Annotated in this window: 14 protein-coding genes and 1 pseudogene; 6 read left to right on the top strand and 9 right to left on the bottom strand. The window is 63.3% G+C overall.

Annotated features, from left to right (window positions below; translation table 11 throughout):
- Nucleotides 1-28: 28 nt before the first annotated feature.
- The 7 genes from dxr to BLR13_RS35515 all read right to left on the bottom strand — a co-directional run bounded on the left by dxr (nucleotide 29) and on the right by BLR13_RS35515 (nucleotide 6,421).
- Nucleotides 29-1,252 (bottom strand): 1-deoxy-D-xylulose-5-phosphate reductoisomerase, encoded by a 1,224-nt coding sequence (dxr, locus tag BLR13_RS35545; RefSeq protein WP_074832741.1) that lies wholly within the window; start codon nucleotides 1,250-1,252, stop codon nucleotides 29-31.
- A 4-nt stretch (nucleotides 1,253-1,256) separates the two neighbouring features.
- On the bottom strand, nucleotides 1,257-2,105 hold the full coding sequence (locus BLR13_RS35540) for a phosphatidate cytidylyltransferase (RefSeq protein WP_074832738.1): 849 nt from the start codon (nucleotides 2,103-2,105) through the stop codon (nucleotides 1,257-1,259).
- Nucleotides 2,102-2,857, bottom strand: coding sequence for an isoprenyl transferase (locus BLR13_RS35535; RefSeq protein ID WP_074832840.1), 756 nt, complete (start codon nucleotides 2,855-2,857; stop codon nucleotides 2,102-2,104). The genes BLR13_RS35540 and BLR13_RS35535 overlap by 4 nt, the downstream gene beginning before the upstream one ends.
- Nucleotides 2,858-2,943: 86 nt before the next feature.
- Nucleotides 2,944-3,507 (bottom strand): ribosome recycling factor, encoded by a 564-nt coding sequence (gene frr / locus BLR13_RS35530; RefSeq protein WP_074832735.1) that lies wholly within the window; start codon nucleotides 3,505-3,507, stop codon nucleotides 2,944-2,946.
- A gap of 73 nt (nucleotides 3,508-3,580) precedes the next feature.
- Nucleotides 3,581-4,297 carry a UMP kinase gene (pyrH, locus tag BLR13_RS35525; RefSeq protein WP_074832732.1) on the bottom strand — a complete coding sequence of 239 codons (717 nt, stop codon included), beginning with the start codon at nucleotides 4,295-4,297 and terminating at the stop codon, nucleotides 3,581-3,583.
- A 70-nt stretch (nucleotides 4,298-4,367) separates the two neighbouring features.
- Nucleotides 4,368-5,291 (bottom strand): translation elongation factor Ts, encoded by a 924-nt coding sequence (gene tsf / locus BLR13_RS35520; protein WP_074832731.1) that lies wholly within the window; start codon nucleotides 5,289-5,291, stop codon nucleotides 4,368-4,370.
- A 131-nt stretch (nucleotides 5,292-5,422) separates the two neighbouring features.
- The gene (locus BLR13_RS35515; protein WP_074832728.1) at nucleotides 5,423-6,421 is read right to left on the bottom strand and encodes a 30S ribosomal protein S2; all 999 of its coding nucleotides are present in this window, start codon (nucleotides 6,419-6,421) and stop codon (nucleotides 5,423-5,425) included.
- A 297-nt stretch (nucleotides 6,422-6,718) separates the two neighbouring features.
- On the opposite strand from BLR13_RS35515, the pseudogene BLR13_RS35510 reads away from it, so the two are divergent.
- Nucleotides 6,719-7,254: pseudogene (locus tag BLR13_RS35510) on the top strand (VOC family protein).
- A 335-nt stretch (nucleotides 7,255-7,589) separates the two neighbouring features.
- On the top strand, nucleotides 7,590-9,701 hold the full coding sequence (locus BLR13_RS35500; RefSeq protein ID WP_143039883.1) for a RidA family protein: 2,112 nt from the start codon (nucleotides 7,590-7,592) through the stop codon (nucleotides 9,699-9,701).
- Between the two features lie 259 nt (nucleotides 9,702-9,960).
- Here the strand turns inward: BLR13_RS35500 and BLR13_RS35495 are convergent, their stop codons facing one another.
- A complete protein-coding gene (locus BLR13_RS35495; protein WP_074832723.1) occupies nucleotides 9,961-11,517 on the bottom strand; it encodes an acyl-CoA synthetase in 1,557 nt (518 codons plus the stop codon).
- The gene (locus tag BLR13_RS35490; RefSeq protein WP_074832720.1) at nucleotides 11,514-12,206 is read right to left on the bottom strand and encodes a TetR/AcrR family transcriptional regulator; all 693 of its coding nucleotides are present in this window, start codon (nucleotides 12,204-12,206) and stop codon (nucleotides 11,514-11,516) included. The genes BLR13_RS35495 and BLR13_RS35490 overlap by 4 nt, the downstream gene beginning before the upstream one ends.
- A gap of 110 nt (nucleotides 12,207-12,316) precedes the next feature.
- Here BLR13_RS35490 and BLR13_RS35485 point away from each other — a divergent pair, with 110 nt between their 5' ends.
- The 4 genes from BLR13_RS35485 to BLR13_RS35470 are packed head-to-tail and all read left to right on the top strand — an operon-like array spanning nucleotide 12,317 to nucleotide 15,218.
- Nucleotides 12,317-13,501 carry a lipid-transfer protein gene (locus BLR13_RS35485; RefSeq protein WP_074832717.1) on the top strand — a complete coding sequence of 395 codons (1,185 nt, stop codon included), beginning with the start codon at nucleotides 12,317-12,319 and terminating at the stop codon, nucleotides 13,499-13,501.
- 9 nt (nucleotides 13,502-13,510) lie between these two features.
- Nucleotides 13,511-13,954 (top strand): MaoC family dehydratase N-terminal domain-containing protein, encoded by a 444-nt coding sequence (locus tag BLR13_RS35480; protein ID WP_074832714.1) that lies wholly within the window; start codon nucleotides 13,511-13,513, stop codon nucleotides 13,952-13,954.
- A gap of 9 nt (nucleotides 13,955-13,963) precedes the next feature.
- Nucleotides 13,964-14,380 carry a MaoC family dehydratase gene (locus tag BLR13_RS35475; RefSeq protein ID WP_074832712.1) on the top strand — a complete coding sequence of 139 codons (417 nt, stop codon included), beginning with the start codon at nucleotides 13,964-13,966 and terminating at the stop codon, nucleotides 14,378-14,380.
- 10 nt (nucleotides 14,381-14,390) lie between these two features.
- Nucleotides 14,391-15,218 carry an SDR family NAD(P)-dependent oxidoreductase gene (locus BLR13_RS35470; protein WP_074832709.1) on the top strand — a complete coding sequence of 276 codons (828 nt, stop codon included), beginning with the start codon at nucleotides 14,391-14,393 and terminating at the stop codon, nucleotides 15,216-15,218.
- The last annotated feature ends 6 nt before the right edge of the window (nucleotides 15,219-15,224 follow it).

The following is a 15,224-nucleotide window of genomic DNA, read 5'->3' as shown; positions in this document are numbered from 1 at the left end:
GCGAGCCGATGGCTCCGTCCTTAACCCTCTAGGATGCCTTTAAGGCAATTTGAGGCAATAGGGAGGCAGCTTTATTTCTCGCGTTATGGTCAACGGCAATCGCGTCGTCGGCCGAGGTCAAGGGCGCGAGATTTCCGGAGCGAATCCAGTCGTTCATGGTGGCTTCGACGAGGCGCGCGATCGCCCCGAATTTGATCTGGCCGGCCATAAAAGCCGCCACCGCGACCTCGTTGGCCGCATTGAACACCGTGGTTGCGCCGCGGCCGGTGCGCAGCGCCTCATAGGCCAGCCGGAGTCCCGGGAACCGCTCGAAATCCGGCGCCTCGAACGTCAATTGTCCGATCTTGGCCAGATCCAGCCTTGCCGACGGGCCGACGATTCGATCCGGCCATCCCAGGCAATGCGCGATCGGAATCCGCATGTCGGGCGCGCCGAGCTGGGCGACCACCGAACGATCGGTGAATTCGACCATGCCGTGAATGATCGACTGCGGATGCACGAGAACGTCGATTTCATCGGCGCTCAGGCCAAACAGATACGAGGCTTCGATGACTTCGAGGCCCTTGTTCATCATCGAGGCCGAATCGATGGTGATCTTCTGGCCCATGCTCCAGTTCGGATGCTTCAGCGCCTGCGCCAGTGTCGCCTGCTCGATGTCGGCGGCGGCCCAGGTGCGGAACGGCCCGCCGGACGCGGTGATGATCACGCGCACCAGTTCCTCGCGATTGCCGGACGACAGCGCCTGAAACAGCGCGTTATGCTCGGAATCCGCGGGCAGGATGCAGGCCCCTGCCTTGGCGGCGCGCTGCATGAAGAAATCGCCGGCGCAAACCAGGCATTCCTTGTTGGCCAGGGCGACCGAAGCCCCCCGATCGACCGCCGCCAGCGCGGGCTTGAGTCCGGCCGCGCCGCTCACGGCCGCCATCACCCAGTCGGCGGGACGCGCGGCGGCTTCAATGATCGCGCTTTCGCCGGCGCCGCATTCGGTGCGGGTGCCGGCGAGCGCTGCCTTCAACTCACCGAGCCGTGCGGGATCGGCGATCGCCGCAAACCGCGCCCCGAATTCTTTCGCGAGCTTGGCAAGCCCCTCGACGTTGGAATTCGCCGTCAGCGCCTCGACCTCGTAGCGGTCGCGCGCGCCCCGCAGCAAATCCATGGTGCTGTCACCGATGGAACCGGTGGCGCCGAGGACCGTCACGGTACGCACGGCGGACGCCGTGGCCTTGTTGTTACGCAATGGAACTGCGCTCATCGTTTCACCAAACCATAAGACCGCGGCCGACGCCATCGGCGCCTCCGCGCAGGAACCCGAAAAGTGCCGCCAGGACGACGGCTGCGACAAACCCATCCAGACGATCCATCAACCCGCCATGGCCGGGAATGATGTGGCTGGAATCCTTGACGCCGAAGCGCCGCTTCACGGCGGATTCGAAGAGATCGCCGAGTTGGGAGGCGACCGAGAGGATGGCCGCTGCGACCAACAGCGGGACGGTCCTGCCGAGATCGAACGCCGCAAATCCGCAGGCCACGGCAAGACTGGCGGCGAAACCACCAACCGCCCCCGCCCAGGTCTTCTTCGGGCTGACCTGCGGCCAGAGTTTAGGGCCGCCAATGCCGCGGCCGGCGAAATAACCGCCGCTATCGGTCACCCAGACGATGAGCAGCAGGAATATCAGCGCGGCAAAACCCTTGACGGGATCGAGGCGCAGCAGCACCGAGGCGATCTCGGCCGCCGCCGCATAGCAAAATCCGGCCGCTGCCCAGCCTCGCCGGTCCGGCGCAGTCGATCCGACCGCGACGAAGCCGATCGCGAGGACAATCAACGCGGCATCGATCCGTCCAACCGCGAAGCAAATCCCTCCCAACGCCAACGCAACGCCGCCTCTGATCGCCAACGCCACCGCGCCCGCAAGTCCGACGACGGCCAGCCATTCCACGAACAGACCAATGGCGGCCGCCGTTACCAGCGCGGTCCAAAGCCAGCCGCCGGCATAGGCGATCGCCACCGCCAGCGGGATCAGCACGGCGGCCACGAGAACACGCATCAGGAGATTGCGCGAATTGGATTCGCTCGCTGCCGCCGGCGCGGCGTCGTCCTCGGTCACGAGCCGGTTTTCGCGGCCAGGCCGCCGAAACGGCGTTCCCGTCTGGCGTATTCGGCAATCGCGCTTTCGAGCGCGGCCTTGTCGAAATCCGGCCAGTGGATCGGCACGAATACGAGCTCGCTGTAGGCCGCCTGCCACATCAGGAAGTTCGACAGCCGCTGTTCGCCGCTGGTGCGGATGATGAGGTCGGGATCCGGGATATCGGGCGTGTCGAGATACTGGCCGAGGGAGTCGGCATCGACAGATGCAGGATCGCGCTTGCCCTCGGCGACTTCGCGCGCGAGCCGCTGGGCCGCCTTGGCGATCTCCTGGCGCGATCCGTAGTTGAACGCGACTACGAGATTGAGCTTGGTATTGGCCCTGGTCAGCTCTTCGGCTTCGTTGAGCAGCGCGCAGATGTCGGAATCCAGCCCTTCGCGCTCGCCGATCACGCGGACGCGCACGCCGTCGCGATGCAGTGTCGCCAGATCGTTGCGGATGAAACGGCGCAGCAAGCCGAACAGATCGCCGATTTCAGTCGCCGGCCGCGACCAGTTCTCCGAGCTGAACGAAAAGATCGTCAGATAGAGCACGCCGAGTTCATGGGAGGCCCGAACCACGCGGCGCAACGCCTCGACGCCGCGGCGGTGGCCTTCCGCGCGCGGCAGGCCGCGCGCCGCCGCCCAGCGCCCGTTTCCATCCATGATGATCGCCACATGCAACGGAACGGTTCGATCCGATCCTTCTGTTGCTGGGGCCGCGGCGTTAGACATCATTCAATTCCAGGGTCAGTCCCAAAGTCTTGATCGCAAAAGCCTCGATTGCAGTGTCTCGATTGCAGTGTCTCGGTCTTCAGTTATCAAACGGTGAGGATTTCCTTTTCCTTGGCCGCAAGCAACTGGTCGATTTCAGCGATCATGGCGTCGGTCGCCTTCTGCACGTCGTTGGCAAGGCGCTCCTGATCGTCTTCGGAAATCTCGTGATTCTTCTCGAGTTTCTTGACGGTATCGATCCCGTCGCGACGGACATGGCGAACCGCGACCTTGGCCGCTTCGGCATACTTATGCGCGACCTTCACCAGTTCCTTGCGGCGCTCCTCGTTGAGTTCCGGAATCCGAAGACGCAGCACCTGCCCTTCGGTAGCGGGGCTCAGGCCGAGGTTGGAATCGACGATCGCCTTCTCCACGGCCTTGACCATCGACTTGTCCCAAACCTGTACCGACAGCAGCCGCGGTTCCGGCACGCTGACGGTTGCAAGCTGGTTGAGCGGCATGTGCGAGCCATAGGCTTCCACCTGCACCGGCTCCAGCATGGACGCCGCCGCCCGGCCGGTGCGCAAGCCGCCCAGTTCGTGCTTGAGCGCCTGCGTGGCGCCTTGCATGCGGCGCTTCACTTCGTTGATGTCAAAACCTGGCGTGGGCATTACGCTCTCCCCTCCTCAAGAAAACCAGCCGCCGGCATCTCTGGCGCCGGCGGTTAGAAGCAGTACCGGCGTTTCAGCCGGCGACGACCGTGCCGTGGCCGGTACCGCGCAGGATCGCGCCGATCGAACCCGGCTCGGCGATCGAGAATACGATGATAGGCAGCGATGTCTCGCGGGCAAGCGCGAATGCAGTTGCATCCATCACCTTGTAGCCACCTTCGATGGCCTGAGAATGCGTCAACCGGTCGAAACGCCTGGCCGACGGGTCTTTTTTGGGATCGGCGCTGTAGACGCCATCGACATTGGTGGCCTTCAGCACCGCCTCGGCACCGATTTCGGCCGCCCGCAGCACCGCCGTGGTGTCGGTGGTGAAGAACGGATTGCCCGTTCCGCCGCCGAGCAGCACGATTCGGCCCTCGGAGAGGTATTTGTGCGCTGCACCGCGGGTGAACAGCTCGGAAACCTCCGGCATCACGAACGCCGACAGGGTCCGCGCCGGCCTCCCCTTGCGCTCGATGGCGGCTTCCAGGGCCAGGCAGTTCATCATGGTGGCAAGCATGCCCATGGTGTCGCCGGTCGGCCGCGACACGCCGCGAGCGGAAACTTCGACGCCGCGAAAGATATTGCCGCCGCCGATCACGACGGCGAGCTCGACGCCGAGCTTCTGGGCTGCGATCAGGTCGTCGGCAACGCGGTCGATGGTGGGCTGGTCGATGCCGAAGGACTGGCTGCCGGCGAGAAATTCGCCCGAGAGCTTGATCACGACGCGACGGTAGACCGGCTCAGCCATTGCTGCTCGCTTCCTTGCCCGCGCAGACAACTCCCGGCGCCAAAGCGCCGGAAGCCTATTCTGACAGCGGTTATTTCTTGCCGCTGGCCGCCGCGACTTCGGCTGCGAAATCGGATTCCTGCTTTTCGATTCCCTCACCGAGAGCATAGCGCACAAAACCGGTAATCTTCACAGGTCCGCCGACTTTGCCCTCGGCTTCCTTGACCGCCTGCGCAACCGACTTGCCGGTATCGTGGATGAAGGCCTGCTCGAGCAGGCAGACTTCCTTGTAATAGGTCTTCAGACCGGATTCGACGATCTTCTCGATCATGTTCTCGGCCTTGCCCTGCTGGCGATATTTGTCGGCCAGCACGTCCTTTTCGCGCTTCACGGTCACGGGATCGAGCCCGGCCGGATCGAGCGCCAGCGGATTGGTGGCGGCGACATGCATGGCCAACTGGCGGCCGAGGACCGCGAGCTCATCGGTCTTGCCGGTGGACTCCAGCGCCACCAGCACGCCCATCTTGCCGGCGCCGTCGATGACCGCACCATGGACGTAGCTCGACACCACGCCCTTGCCGACTTCGAGCAGGGCCGCACGGCGCAACGACATGTTTTCGCCGATGGTCGCGATCGCATCCGAAATCGCGGTCTCGACGGTGACGTCGCCGACCTTGGCGGCCTTGATCGCCTCGACGTCGGCGCCGGTCTTGAGTGCGACCTGGGCGATCATCTTGACGAGGCCCTGGAACTGCTCGTTGCGGGCCACGAAGTCGGTCTCGGAGTTGACTTCGACGACCACACCCTTGGTGCCCGCGGTCACGGCGCCGATCAGGCCTTCCGCGGCGACGCGGCCGGCCTTCTTGGCAGCCTTCGACAGGCCCTTCTTGCGTAGCCAATCCTGCGCCGCCGTCATGTCGCCGGCGGTTTCGGTGAGGGCCGCCTTGCAGTCCATCATGCCTGCGCCGGTCGACTCGCGCAGTTCCTTGACCATGCCAGCAGAGATCGTTGCCATCGTTGGATATCCTTCTTGCCTGTTAGCCGCGGGCGCGGCGCACGCCTTGCGCCGTGCCGCTGTCAGCTACCGGGATGCCGTATCGGGAAAATGAACCGGTGGCCGACAAAGCCGGCCACCCGGTGCTACCGTTATTCCGCTTCTGCGGTCAGCGTCTTGGCCTGGGCGACCCAGCCATCGGCGCGGCTCGGAAGTCCGACCTCTTCACCGATCTTGTGCGCGGTGTCGTGGTCGAGCTCGGCGAGCTGCCAGTAATGGAAGATGCCGAGGTCGTTGAACTTCTTCTCGATCGCACCCGACACGCCGGTGAGCTTCTTGAGGTTGTCGGCGGTGCCGCGCGGGCCGGCCAGACCCTGGAAGCCGGTCGGCTGCGCTGCGGCCGGAACTTCCTCCTGGACCGGCTTGGCGAAGGAGCCGGCATCGATCCCGGATTCACCCTGCGCGCGCGAAATGCCGTCGATAGCGGCGCGGGCCACCAGGTCGCAATACAGCGAGATGGCGCGGCCGGCGTCGTCATTGCCCGGCACCACATAGGTGATGCCCTTGGGGTCGGAATTGGTATCGACGATCGCGGCAACGGGAATGTTGAGCCGCTGCGCTTCCTGGATCGCGATGTCTTCCTTGTTGGTGTCGATCACGAAGATCATGTCGGGAAGCCCGCCCATGTCCTTGATGCCGCCGAGCGAACGGTCGAGCTTGTCGCGCTCGCGCTGCAGCGTCAGCCGCTCCTTCTTGGTGTAGGAGCTGGCTTCGCCCGACGAGAGCACCTCATCGAGGTGACGCAGGCGCTTGATCGAGCCCGAAATCGTCTTCCAGTTGGTCAGCGTGCCGCCGAGCCAGCGCGAATTGACGAAGTACTGCGCCGAACGCTTCGCAGCCTCGGCCACGCCGTCCTGCGCCTGGCGCTTGGTGCCGACGAACAGGATACGGCCGCCCTTGGCGACGGTGTCCGAGACCGCCGTCAGCGCACGATGCAGCAACGGCACGGTCTGGGCGAGATCGATGATATGGATGTTGTTGCGGGCGCCGAAAATGAACTCTGCCATTTTCGGATTCCAGCGGTGGGATTGGTGGCCAAAGTGAACGCCGGCTTCAAGCAGCTGGCGCATAGAAAAATCGGGTACCGACATCGTTTCAATTCTCCGGTTGGTTCCTCCGGAAGCGTGTGAGCAGACGAGCCTTATGGCCCGGTTGCCACCGGACGGCCTTTGAGAGCCATGCTTCCGTGTGAGATGGCGCGGTATATAGCCGGATTCTGCCGATAAGCAAGGAAATACGGCCGGTTTTCCGGCTGATCGCCGGTGATTTGGTAAGGCGGACCAAGGAGCGGCCCCGCTCCGACAAAATATCGAAATCAACCCCATGCAAAGTAGCAGGGATGATTGTGAGCTTTCTACATCAGAATATCAGGATTATGCTCCAAATACATGAATCTAAAGAAGTTGGAAGCCTTTGATGACGTTACCGAAACCCGCCCGCCCGGCGGCGCGGCGCTGGATCACTTCGCGATCGCAGCGCTGACGCTCGAACAGGGCGTCGAGCATGTCTGGCGGTATCTGGGTGTAGTCATCCCGTCCGGCGGTAGGCATCCTCTCATAGGAACCCATAACTCCCTCATGCGGCTCGACGAGACGATGTTCCTGGAGATCCTTGCTCCGAATCCAGACGCTACGCCGCAGCGGACGCGCTGGTTTTCGCTCGATGATTCCCGCGCGATGGGTCGATGCCGTTCGGCGGCGCCTTTCCAACGCTGATCGAATGGCCGCCGGCGTCGCACCCCGCCTCGCAGATGGCCGATCTGGGCTGCCGGTTCGAGCGTCTTTCCATCGCGCATCCGGACAGCGCTGAACTGACCGAAACCCTCGCGCCGCTGTTCCGCGATGATCGCGTCACCATCAGCAGTGCCACCGCCCGACTTCGGGCGACCATCAAAACGCAGGACGGGCTGCGCGAACTGACCTGAACGTCGGCCCGGTTCATCGCACGCAGCCTGCCCCGTCTTCAGGTCGCTCATCGATGTCCGTGAACAAGAGAATCTCATTCTGAGCGGAGACCAGCACTTCGCGATGCGCGGCCAGCGCGCGGAATTTATAGCGCTTCCGTCAACAAATGCCGCGCGTTGCGAAACGTCGCGGGTGGTGACCGACGTTACCCGCTTGAAAGGAATTTCCCCAATGCGGGCGGCGGATCCCGAGATCGCGAAATGCAAAATGCGAAATGCAAGTGTCGTATCGCGGTTACATCGACGTGATTGCCTCTCAATCGCATCACGCCCACGCCGAACGTAGGAACTTTGTCATGACACAAATCGATCACATCTCCACAATGGCGGTAGCGCCCGCTGGCGACAAGTCGCCCGACTCGATCACGGTGGCGAATGGCGACATTTGGGTGGCCTATACAAACGGCGCCGATTCCACCGGCCTGTCGGGTCACAGCACCGTCGTCGAATATGATCGCAGCGGCCACATTGATCACAGCTATCAGATCGCTGGTTACGTCGATGGCCTGAAGTTCGATCCGTACACCGGTCAGATCTGGGCGCTGCAGAACCAGGACGGCAACTCCACCCTGAGCGTCATCAATCCCGAGGATCATACGGTAAGCGCGCCCTTGTCTTATGCGGATCCTTCATCGACGCGGGGCTACGACGACGTCGTGTTCACCCACGGCAAGGAGTTCATGAGCTTCACCAACCCCGTAAATCCCGGCGATCCGACCCTGGTGCAGTTGACCAATGGCAACGACCCGGACGGTGCGCTCAAGACCAAGGCGATCCTGCACTTCGGCGACATGGGCCTCAATCTCGAAACCGGCAAGACCGAGATCATTCCCCAGAATGATCCGGACTCGCTCAAGCTCGCGCCGAATGGCGATCTGCTATTCTCTAGCGGAAGCGACCAGGTCATCATCGATGTGCATGATGCCGGCACCTCGCACCAAACAGTCGCCTTCACCCAGGTGAAGGGCGTACCGGCGGGCGCCGGGCTCGACGATGTGGTCAAGGTCAACGCCAGCGCCGGAACGTTCTATATTTCCGACACCGCGGATAACCGGGTGCTCACGGTTCACGCCACCGGCCTCAACCCCAACGATTATTATGCCTCGGTCGGCGATGCGTTTGGCGAGGTCGATCCGCTGACCGGCCAGTTCACCGCGCTTGTTTCCGCCGCCAATGCGCCCGGTTTCAAGTTCGGCAGCGCCCACGGTGTCGAGTTCGTCGCCGATCGTAATGCCGAAATCGCCCAAGTTGATCATATCTCGACTTTGGCGGTAGCGCCCGCTGGCGACAAGTCGCCCGACTCGATCACGGTGGCGAATGGCGACATTTGGGTGGCCTATACAAACGGCGCCGATTCCACCGGCCTGTCGGGTCACAGCACCGTCGTCGAATATGATCGCAGCGGCCACATTGATCACAGCTATCAGATCGCTGGTTACGTCGATGGCCTGAAGTTCGATCCGTACACCGGCGATATCTGGGCGCTGCAGAACCAGGACGGCAACTCCACCCTGAGCGTCATCAATCCCGAGGATCATACGATAAGCGCGCCCTTGTCTTATGCGGACCCGTCCGCGACGCGAGGCTACGACGACGTCGTGTTCACCCACGGCAAGGAGTTCATGAGCTTTACCAACCCCGTAAATCCCGGCGATCCGACCCTGGTGCAGTTGACCAACGGCAACGACCCGGATGGTGCGCTCAAGACCAAGGCGATCCTGCACTTCGGCGACATGGGCCTCAATCTCGAAACCGGCAAGACCGAGATCATTCCCCAGAATGATCCGGACTCGCTCAAGCTCGCGCCGAACGGCGATCTGCTATTCTCCAGCGGCAGCGACCAGGTCATCATCGATGTGCATGATGCCGGCACCGCGCATCAGTCGGTCTCGTTCACCCAGGTGAAGGGCGTACCGGCGGGCGCCGGGCTCGACGACGTGGTCAAGGTCGACGCCAGCGCCGGAACGTTTTATCTTTCCGATACCGCAGACAACCGGGTGCTCACGGTTCACGCGACCGGCCTCAATCCCAACGATTATTATGCCTCGGTCGGCAATGCGTTTGGCGAGGTCGACCCACATACGGGCAAATTCACCGCCCTTGTTTCCGCGGCCAATGCGCCGGGTTTCAAATTCGGCAGCGCCCACGGTGTCGAGTTCGTCGCAGACCACAACCCTGAAGCCTTAGTGGACACCGTCAAAGACGGTTTCGTGTTTGGAAACGGCGGCGGCGCAGGCAGCTTGACCAACAACGACGACCCGCACATCGCTCCGCAAGGTGCCTCAGTCGCGGATGCGCTTTTGCACCTCTCTTCGAACGTGCCAGACACCCCGCACGCTGACATTCAGCTCGACGCCTCGTTAGTTCATGATGCCAAGCTGGATTTGCACGCTTTTCATCTGATGTAGCGAACTCTCAGGAAACATCGCGGGGACGCGCGAGGGACGTAAGAGCCTCGCGCGTCCAAAGATCAGAGCGAGGATGCGATATCGAAAATCCGCAACGCCAGCGGCGAGTGCGCCAGCGCGCCGCCGGCCTTGACGGCCGCCGCGACAAACGCTTCGAAGATTTTTTGCCGACAATTTTTGAGAAGCGCCGGCGCGCTGGAGCCCCTGCCCGCCGGGATGGCAGCCAGGGTGCGCGCGCCGGTGGCTCGATGACGCGACCTCAGCTCACCATGCGCTTGCGGTTTTCCCAGAACGGTTTTCGCAGTTCGCGCTTCAGTATCTTTCCCGCACCGGACAGCGGCAGCGGCTCGTCGCGGATCTCGACCGAACGCGGGCATTTGTATCCGGCGATCCGCTCTTTGCAGAAGGCGATCAAGGTTGCGGCCTCGACATCGGCGCCCGGCTTTCTGACCACGACGGCATGCACCTGTTCGCCCCATTGCTCGCTCGGAATGCCGAATACCGCGCATTGCGCGACCGCGGCATGCTGCGCCAGGGCGTTCTCGACCTCGGTCGAATAGACGTTCTCGCCACCGGAAATGATCATGTCCTTGACGCGATCGACGACGAACACAAAGCCGTATTCGTCGATGTAACCGCCGTCGCCGGTATGCATCCAGCCATCGACGACGGCGCGCGCGGTTTCTTCCGGACGCTCCCAGTAGCCCATCATGACATTGTCGCCGCGGGCGATGATTTCGCCGACCGTTCCTGATGGCACCGGCCTGTTCTCGGCATCGACAATCCGGACCTCGCAACCGAGCGACGCCCGGCCCGCCGACCGGTGCCGGTTTTTGGCGCGGCCATCTCCGATATGCTCGTTCCAGTGCAGCAGCGTGGCGATCGGCGACAGTTCGGTCATGCCATAGGCCTGGGTGAACTGGACGTTCGGAAATGCCGCCATCGCGCGGTCGAGCACGGCTTCGCTGATCGGCGACGCGCCGTAGACGATGTTGCTGACGCTCGATGTGTCGTAGGAGCCGAGCGCGGGATGATCGGCCATGATCTGGATCATGGTCGGCACCAGCAGCACGTCGGTGACGCGCTCGTTCTGGAACGCCGCCATCACGCCCTCCGGTGTGAAGCCGGAGACGATGACATTGGAGCCGCCGCTCAGCAGGATCGAATACATCGCGGCGCCATTGGCGAGATGAAACATCGGCGCGGCATGCAGATAGATCGCCCCGCCCCCAAACAGACCCTCGGCCAGCGCGTTCATGGCGTTGGCCATCAGGTTGCCGTGGCTGAGCATCACGCCCTTGGACCGGCCGGTGGTGCCGCCGGTGTAGAAAATGCCGGCGAGGTCCGACGCGCCGGGCATCGCGTCCGCTACCGGATCGCTCCGGCGCAACAAGGCTTCGTAATCGAGCATGCCCTCCGGCGCATCGCCGTCGTCGGCATAGATCAGCGTCAGGCCGTCGATCACCTTTGTCAGCGCGGCGCCGATCGGCGCGAAGGCCTTGTCGACCAGCAGCACGTTGGCCCGGCAGTCGCGCATCGCGTCTTCATTCTCAAGCGGGCTCCAGCGGATGTTGAGCGGCACCACGACGGCGCCCGCCCAGCCGGTGGCGAGATAGACTTCGAGATAGCGATCCGAATTCAGCGACAGGATAGCGACACGGTCGCCGGTCTTGACGCCGAGCGCGTGAAAGCCTGACGCCAGCCGCGCCACGCGTTCGCCGATCTCCCGCCAGCTCCGACGCCGGCTGCCGAAAACCGTCGCCAGCCCGTCGGGGTTGACCTGCAACGCCTGCCGCAGCCCATGGGTAATGTTCATTTCCGCCCTCCCTTCGCCGGCCGGCTTTTTGATGTCACGGGGCTTCGCTTCCGCGCCGGCGATGCGGCGAGCCCTTCGGTCAGTTGAACCGCGAATTGGCCGGCAACGGCTTCTCCCGACCAGGCCCGGTCCCGCTGGTACCAGTGACCGATCCAGTTCAGCGAACCTGCAATCGCAAACGCCGCAAGCTTGGGATCGCAGGGCTTGATCGAGCCGTCGGTGACTCCGTCGGCGAGGTATCTGCGAAACGTGCGGTCGATCCGCTTCTTTGCGGCGCGGACGGTCTTGCGGTTTGCCTCGGTCAGGTCGCGCGGATCGAACCGCACCAGGCTTGCGCCGTAGTCCGTCGTCATGACCTCGGCATAGGCATGGATCAGCTTGCGCAGCTTGGCGAGCGCCGTGCCGCCGCCTTTGTTGATCTCGGCGATCAATTTATCGACGCTTTCCTGTCCGAGCGCCCAGCATTCGAACAATATCTCGTCCTTGCTGCGGAAGTAATTGTACAGCGCGGGTTTGGTGATGTTCAGCCGTTCGGCGACATCGTTCAGTGTGACGCGGTGATAGCCCTGCTCGAGGAACAGTTGCACGGCGGTTCTCAGCACCGCCTCGCGCTTCTCGTCGCGCGCGCGGCGCCGGCTCTCGAACGGCATCCATGGCGACGGATCGGCGGAAGGTGACGGTGCATCCATGTCGATTATCGCCTGTTCGATTGTCGCCTGCGTCGCATTGACGGGCCGGGCTGATCGATATATTACCCACGGGTAACAAAAAGTCCAATCGGTAATTTACGGAGCGCGCCATGACCTCTCGCGTCTATGTTGCCGGCGTCGGCATGATCCCCTTTGTCAAACCCGGCGCCAACGCGCCCTACCCCGTGATGGGCGCGGAAGCGACTGCGCTGGCGCTGGCCGATGCCGGGGTCGGCTACGACATGATCCAGCAGGCCTATGCGGGCTACGTTTACGGCGATTCAACCTGCGGCCAGCGCGCGCTGTATCAGGTCGGCATGACCGGAATTCCCATCATCAACGTCAACAACAACTGCTCCACCGGCTCGACGGCGCTGTTCCTGGCGCGGCAGGCGATCGAATCCGGCGCGCTCGATTGCGTGCTGGCGCTCGGCTTCGAGCAGATGAAGCCCGGCGCGCTCGGCGCCGTCTTCACCGACCGGCCGAGTGCGTTTGAGGATTTCGACGCCGTGACCGATGAACTGGTCGACGCCCGCAATATCCCGCTGGCGCTGCGGTATTTCGGCGGCGCCGGTCTCAGCCACATGAAGAAGTATGGAACGCCGCTGGCCTCGTTCGCCAAGATCCGCGCCAAGGCGAGCCGGCATGCGAAGAACAATCCGCTGGCACTGTTCCGCAAGGAGCTCACCGCCGATGACGTCTTGAACGATCAGGTGATCTGGCCGGGCGTGATGACACGGCTGATGGCGTGTCCGCCGACCTGCGGCGGTGCAGCCGCCGTATTGGTCTCGGAGAAATTCGCGAGCCAGCATGGCTTGCGCAAGGATGTCCGGATCGCCGCCCAGGCCATGACCACCGACACCGCCTCGACCTTCAAGGCAGGCGACATGATGCAGGTGGTCGGCTTCGACATGACGCAGGCGGCCGCCAGGCGCGTTTACGAGACTGCCGGCGTCGGCCCCGAAGATATCGATGTCGTCGAACTGCACGACTGCTTCGCGCACAACGAACTGATCACCTATGAGGCGCTCGGCCTCTGTCCCGAGGGCGGCGCGGCACGCTTCATTGACGACGGCGACAACACCTATGGCGGCAAGACCGTGACCAATCCCTCCGGCGGCCTGCTGTCGAAGGGCCACCCGCTTGGGGCCACCGGCCTCGCGCAATGCTACGAACTGACGCGTCAATTGCGTGGCAATGCCGCCGCGACCCAGGTCGACGGCGCGCGGCTGGGGCTGCAGCACAATCTCGGCCTCGGCGGTGCCTGCGTGGTCACCTTGTACGAGCGGGCGTGAGACAGCGACATGGTCGATCGATCAGCCATCGGGCGCAGCTTTACGCCGGTCACCGCGCGCGTCGAACCCGGGCGCCTTCGGTATTTCCTCAACACGCTCGGGGAACAGAATCCGGTGTATCGCGATGAGACCGCCGCGCGCGCCGCGGGCTATTCGGCGATGCCGGCGCCGCCGACCTATCTGTTCTGTCTCGAACTGATGGATGCCGAACGTCCGTTCGAATTCCTGACCGAATTGAACATCGATCTAGCCCGCGTCCTGCATGGCGAACAGCGCTTCAGCTACCACGCCCCCGTGGTCGTGGGCGATACCCTGACCTTCCAATCGCGCGTCGCCGACGTCACCGACAAGAAGGGCGGCGCGATGACCATGGTGGTGGTGGAAACCGCTGTTACCAACCAGCACGGCGCGCACGTCGCCGATACCGCGCGCACCATTGTCGTGCGGAACTAGGACGGGGTCATGAACGAGACAGCAACCAGGCCACCGTCGGTCGGCGACCGTATCGTCCACAAGACCTTCCCGCCGATCACGCGCCATACGCTTGCCCTGTATTGCGGCGCATCGGGTGACCACAATCCGATCCATGTCGACATCGATTTCGCCAAGGCCGCCGGCTTCCCGGACGTATTTTCGCACGGCATGCTGGTCATGGCCTATCTCGGCCAGGCGCTGACCGACGCGATCGCGCCCCACCGCATCCGCTCGTTCGCCACGCGTTTTGCCGCCATCACCCAGCTTGGCGCGCGCCTGACCTGCGAAGGTCACGTGACCGAATTGTTCGCGGACAACGGCGAAAGCCGGATCAGGCTGGCGCTGACGACCAAGGATGAAACCGGCGAGGTCAAGCTCGCCGGTGAAGCCATCATCACGCTCTGAAGGAAAACAGATGTCGAAGCTCAAGGGCAAGGTCGCGCTCATCACCGGATCGGGGCGCGGCATCGGCCGCGCCATCGCGCTGAAACTCGCGAATGAAGGCGCGAAGGTCGTGGTCAACGATCTCGATGCGGCGCCGGGCGACGCCGTCGCCGCCGAAATCGTCGCCGCAGGCGGCGAAGCGATCGCCGTCAATGGCAGCGTCTCGGAGACCGGCTTCGCCGATCGCTTCGTCGGCACCGCCATGGAAACTTTTGGCGGGCTCGATATCATCGTCAACAACGCCGGCTACACTTGGGATTCGACCATCCAGAAGATGACCGACGAGCAGTTCCAGGCCATGCTCGACGTGCATCTGGTGGCGCCGTTCCGCCTGCTGCGCGCCGCGTCCGAGCCGATCCGCATCATGGCGAAGAAGGAAGCCGAGGCCGGCCGCGAGGTGTTCCGCAAGGTCGTCAACATCTCCTCGATCGCCGGGCTCTACGGCAACGCCGGCCAAGCGAGCTATTCGTCGGCCAAAGCGTCCCTGATTGGGCTGACGCGAACGCTGTGCAAGGAATGGGGACGTTACAAGGTCAACGTCAATTGCGTGGCTTTTGGCCTGATCAATACCCGCCTGACCCAGCCGATCGAAGCCCAGCAGAAGACCATCGACGTCGCCGGCCGCGACATCAAGGTCGGGGTCCAGCCGCAGATGCTCGATGCGATGGCCAAAATGATTCCGCTCGGACGCGGCGGCACAGCGGAAGAAGCCGCCGATGCCGTTTATCTGTTCTGCAGCCCGGAATCGAACTATATCAGCGGACAAGTGATCGTCGCCGGCGGCGGTCTCATCATCTAAAGCGAG

The organism is Bradyrhizobium ottawaense (assembly GCF_900099825.1).
GTDB classification, from domain to species: domain Bacteria; phylum Pseudomonadota; class Alphaproteobacteria; order Rhizobiales; family Xanthobacteraceae; genus Bradyrhizobium; species Bradyrhizobium ottawaense_A.
Note: the sequence above shows the minus strand (reverse complement) of the source record. Positions and strands in the feature narration are given on the sequence as shown.

What these genes read in the sequence shown, in the direction of transcription:
- dxr (WP_074832741.1), bottom strand. Translation starts at nt 1,252, where the DNA reads ATGAGCGCAGTTCCATTGCGTAACAACAAGGCCACGGCGTCCGCCGTG.
- BLR13_RS35535 (WP_074832840.1), bottom strand. Translation starts at nt 2,857, where the DNA reads ATGTCTAACGCCGCGGCCCCAGCAACAGAAGGATCGGATCGAACCGTT.
- frr (WP_074832735.1), bottom strand. Translation starts at nt 3,507, where the DNA reads ATGCCCACGCCAGGTTTTGACATCAACGAAGTGAAGCGCCGCATGCAA.
- pyrH (WP_074832732.1), bottom strand. Translation starts at nt 4,297, where the DNA reads ATGGCTGAGCCGGTCTACCGTCGCGTCGTGATCAAGCTCTCGGGCGAA.
- tsf (WP_074832731.1), bottom strand. Translation starts at nt 5,291, where the DNA reads ATGGCAACGATCTCTGCTGGCATGGTCAAGGAACTGCGCGAGTCGACC.
- BLR13_RS35515 (WP_074832728.1), bottom strand. Translation starts at nt 6,421, where the DNA reads ATGTCGGTACCCGATTTTTCTATGCGCCAGCTGCTTGAAGCCGGCGTT.
- BLR13_RS35500 (WP_143039883.1), top strand. Translation starts at nt 7,590, where the DNA reads ATGACACAAATCGATCACATCTCCACAATGGCGGTAGCGCCCGCTGGC.
- BLR13_RS35495 (WP_074832723.1), bottom strand. Translation starts at nt 11,517, where the DNA reads ATGAACATTACCCATGGGCTGCGGCAGGCGTTGCAGGTCAACCCCGAC.
- BLR13_RS35490 (WP_074832720.1), bottom strand. Translation starts at nt 12,206, where the DNA reads ATGGATGCACCGTCACCTTCCGCCGATCCGTCGCCATGGATGCCGTTC.
- BLR13_RS35485 (WP_074832717.1), top strand. Translation starts at nt 12,317, where the DNA reads ATGACCTCTCGCGTCTATGTTGCCGGCGTCGGCATGATCCCCTTTGTC.
- BLR13_RS35480 (WP_074832714.1), top strand. Translation starts at nt 13,511, where the DNA reads ATGGTCGATCGATCAGCCATCGGGCGCAGCTTTACGCCGGTCACCGCG.
- BLR13_RS35475 (WP_074832712.1), top strand. Translation starts at nt 13,964, where the DNA reads ATGAACGAGACAGCAACCAGGCCACCGTCGGTCGGCGACCGTATCGTC.
- BLR13_RS35470 (WP_074832709.1), top strand. Translation starts at nt 14,391, where the DNA reads ATGTCGAAGCTCAAGGGCAAGGTCGCGCTCATCACCGGATCGGGGCGC.